Genomic DNA, 4,085 nt, shown 5'->3' on the forward strand with positions numbered 1-4,085 from the left:
ATGGGCGGCTTTTCGGCACATGCTAGCCAAACGCAACTGCTTGATTGGCTCGATAACTTTAAAGAGAAGCCGCGGTTGTTGCTTGTGCATGGTGAAGACGAAGCTAAAAAGACATTGCGCAGAGCGGCGCGCGGCCGTGGTTGGGAAGCTGAGATTCCCGAGTTGGGAGATGTAATCAGTTTTTAGAGCGTCTTTGTGTCCGTATGTTTTCTACTGCCGCTTGTTGCGACAGTTCTTTCTTTTTTATCTTCTCCACCGAGTCAGTTCTCATATGTTCTACGTATCGCTTAACGCTGTTTTTGCGATGTAAGTCTCGTGCTTATAGTTTAGTCAAAAAATTGACTCAAATTAGCCTATAATCGAGACCGGTTTCCAGCAGTTTTCAGAATTTCACACTTTAATTGCCGCCGTCAGCAACACATTAGTTTCAAACGGGTGGCATCAATGGTTTTACAGCATCGTTCTTTTTCTAAAACAACGCACTTGGTTATTGCAGTGTTGGTTTTCGCGTTGAGTAGTTTTGCAATGCAAGCACAAGCGAAGCCAGCATGGAAGGATGGCAATACCTCAACGGAAGGAACGAGCAAGGGTCGCAAGAATAAAAGCACGCAAGTCAGCATTGTTTCGGCACCTGAATCAGTTCAAGTCGATGCAGGGGAGATGGTTTCGTTTACTGTTGTCGCGCAAACGAATGATGGTAGTAATCTTTCTTATGCGTGGTTTTTTAACGGCGCGGAGATCGTCGGTGCAACGACCGACCACTTTATGATTGATCAAAGCACCATAGAAAATTCTGGTCAGTATCAGGTTGTAGTGAGTGCTCGCGGTGTTTCGCAGTCAGCTTCTGCCATTCTTGACGTTGTTGAGTCACAGCTGCCGACTTTTCACCCGATCGACATCTCTTTGCAGCCTATGTCTGCATCAGCATATGTGAATGAGAGTGTAACGCTTAATGTGAGCGCGATGAGCGAAACGCCCATGCAATATCAGTGGAGAAAAGATGGTCAAGAGATCGCCGGTGCAACGCTTTCCTATTATGCGATGGATGGACTCTCGTTAGTAGATAGCGCGCAATACGATGTGGTGATTACTAATGGCAGCGACTTTGTGGTCTCTTCTGTCGCGACGCTCGCTGTAAGCAATCTTCCTACTCTGAATTTGAGTTGGGATCTACCTGCAGAACGCACAGACGGCACGCCGTTAACGGTCGAAGAAATATCAGGCTTTAGTCTTTACATGCAGGAGGAGGGGGCGACAGAACAAAAGCTCAGCGTAGAAGGTGCGAATACAACCTTTACCGTGGGTGAGTTGCCTCGCGGGAACTACCTGTTCAGCATTGCAACTGTGGACGATAGCGGCATGGAAGGCCCGCGTTCAGAGTGGTTGAGCTTTGATGTGAATTAAAGACGGCATCCAGCTCTTAAAGTAAAGGGTTGGCAGGCGATCGATCAGGTCTCTTGTCAGCCTTTTTTGCGATTTGCCTCAGTGTTTCTTGTGATACCTTTGCGCTGTGATAACCTTTTCAGCATTCTGTTTTACATGAAAGGGATAGCATGCATTCTCTGTTATACAGGGCGGTGGCTGGCATTGTGATGGTGGTCAGCTTTTATTTCGCAATTCAACTAAGTCAGTCCGGCTTTAAAACCATTCAGGATTTCCGGCAATTAGAACGGATTGTACCTTCACCTATTCTGGGTGTGCTTTCGGGCGAGGCTCAGGTAGAGGCTTATGTAGAGGCCCCGCCTGATAAACCGCTGTTGCGAAGCACAAAACAGAAGGTGCCCAGTGTTTATTTCCGGTATCTGAAGGAACGCCAAGAAACGGACTCTGAAGGCAAGACGCGATGGGTGACGGAAGCCGACATTACAAGAGCCATGAGCTTTGACCTCCAAGACCATTCTTCGTCCGCTAGTGTCTTGATAGCGGGTAACGGCGGCGGCATTCGCTGGTCCATGCCCGCATCTTATTCTGAGCGTCAAGGTGACTATCGATACACTGAATGGCGCATTGAGCCTGGTCAGAGTGTCTTGATATACGGTTGGGCGGAAGTGACCTTAAACTCTGACTCTGAACCTTCAATTCACTTCCGGTTTGATAGGGAAGGCCGCTATTTACCGATCATCTCTAAGTTCTCTGCCGCGGAAGAGCGAGGTTCTCTAGGTACAGATGCAATTCTGCATATTTGGGGTGGTGTGTCGCTTTACGCCTTGGCGATCTGCGCGTCAATGTACCTCTTTCAGATACATCGTTTATTGGCTTACCTGAGCCTCATGACATGTGTAACAAGCGCGGCTTTGCTGGGTTATGGCTATACGAGCATGAGCACCAACGTCCAAGCCGGTGCCGCTTATGTCAGTGAAAAACAACGACAGGCTGAAAGCGAAATTCAGGCCATTCTAGGGGCAGGCGAAGTGTTTTGGCCGGGGTGGGAGAATCTGGGGCAGCTGGTTTCTCATAGGTATCGAGAGAGCAGCTGGAAAGCGCAGCGTATTACTGAAATTCGGTTAAATCTGTTCTATCTCGATCAAATGTATGGGATGCAAATTGCGCAATTTCCGGAGAACGCCTATGCCAGTTTAAGTGGGCATAAAACGACACCGCAAGTGGCATACCTTAATGAACAAGAACGCCACGTTGCTCAGGGTCGATTGGCCAACTATGAGAAAACTTCGGTTAAAGAAACGAGATATCTCTTCATGGCAGGTGGCGGTTTCGTTCTCTTTATTGTTTTGGCGTATTTCGGTTTTCGATACGCGAAAGTAAAACGGATGATCGAGAATATCCCCACCTCTAAAACCAAAGGGGTAGCGTTTGGTACGGTGGAGCTTAAGGGGAATGTCGGCTTAATAGAAGGCCATAGCTTGTTAGGCCCAGTGACGTTCTCCAAGTGTGTTTGGTATCGTTATCTTGTTCAAGAAAAACGCGGGTCTGGCAAGAGGTCCAAATGGGTGACGCTGACCGATGACACAAAAGGCATCCGCTTTTACTGTGAGGACAGCGAAGGAGAGCTGTTGATTGATGCTTCGGATGCGGAGGTCATCACTCGTCATAAGAAAGTGAGGCGAAGCGGAGACAAGCGTTACACCGAATGGGCGTTAAATGATGGCGATGCGATTTATGCTTTAGGGCAGGCATCCGTCGACCCTGTTCGGCCTGATCATCTTTTTCTGAACAAGCCCAGAAGCACGGACACGTTCATTCTCAGTAACTACAGTGAACGTGACATCATGATCCGAAAGGCGACAAAGGCGATGCTCTCGTTGCTGTTCGCGTTCTCGAGTATTTTCTTTTTTGCCACCTTTTTGAATGGCGTGAATGGGCAGTTCTCCGCCTTTGACTATTTTGTTTCCGGATTGATAGGCCCTGTTTTTCTAATCGCCTTCACCATTGTTCTGCACTATAACGATATTGTGTTTCTCAAACAGCGGGCTAGTCGAAATTGGGCGAATATTCAGGTGGCCTTGAAGAAGCGCGCAGATCTGTTCAAACAGCTTGAGAGAGTCGTTCGTCGCTACTTACAGCATGAGAAGGCATTGTTGCAAGAACTAGCAGAGCTACGCACACGTTCGAGTAAGCGTGTAAAAACCTCGGGGCAAGCCGCTAAGCAAATTCAATCTGAGCAGCGGTTCGTCAAAGCGCTGAATGTAAAGCTAGAAGCGTACCCGGATTTAAAGGCTGATGAGGTTGTGCAGGAATTTTTCGACACTATGACGGCCATGGAAAACGAGATCGCCTTGATGCGCCATGGTTTTAACGATGCGGTCCGCGAATATAATACGCGGATACAAAGCTTTCCAGATGTGCTGCTCACGCGCATCTTCAAATTTAAACAGCTTACCTTGCTCTCGTTTGATAAATAGCTTGAAACATGGCGGGCGAACATTAATAAATGCGTCCGCTTGTTGTGCTTGGTTTCGGGTTCGGGTTCGGAGTTTCTAGTTTCTAGCTTCTGTTTTTCAGGTAAGCGGCTTGTTAGGCGATCGATCAGATCTTTTGTCACTCTTTTTGCTCGTTTTTGGCCGTGTTCCGTTATTCGCTGAGTTACTTTGCTCGCTGCTGAGTGTCGTTTTCTGGGACTTCTAAAT

3 protein-coding genes are annotated in these 4,085 nt (G+C 47.8%); all 3 read left to right on the forward strand.

Features of this window, described 5'->3' with window-relative positions:
• The coding region (locus A3751_RS14610; RefSeq protein ID WP_068457424.1) for an MBL fold metallo-hydrolase RNA specificity domain-containing protein at positions 1-186 on the forward strand (186 nt) is incomplete at its 5' end.
• Positions 187-444: 258 nt separating this feature from the next.
• Positions 445-1,404 carry a hypothetical protein gene (locus A3751_RS14615; RefSeq protein WP_068457425.1) on the forward strand — a complete coding sequence of 320 codons (960 nt, stop codon included), beginning with the start codon at positions 445-447 and terminating at the stop codon, positions 1,402-1,404.
• 149 nt (positions 1,405-1,553) lie between these two features.
• The gene (locus tag A3751_RS14620) at positions 1,554-3,860 is read left to right on the forward strand and encodes a LemA family protein (protein ID WP_068457427.1); all 2,307 of its coding nucleotides are present in this window, start codon (positions 1,554-1,556) and stop codon (positions 3,858-3,860) included.
• Positions 3,861-4,085: the final 225 nt, after the last annotated feature.

The organism is Oleiphilus sp. HI0080, from assembly GCF_001635135.1.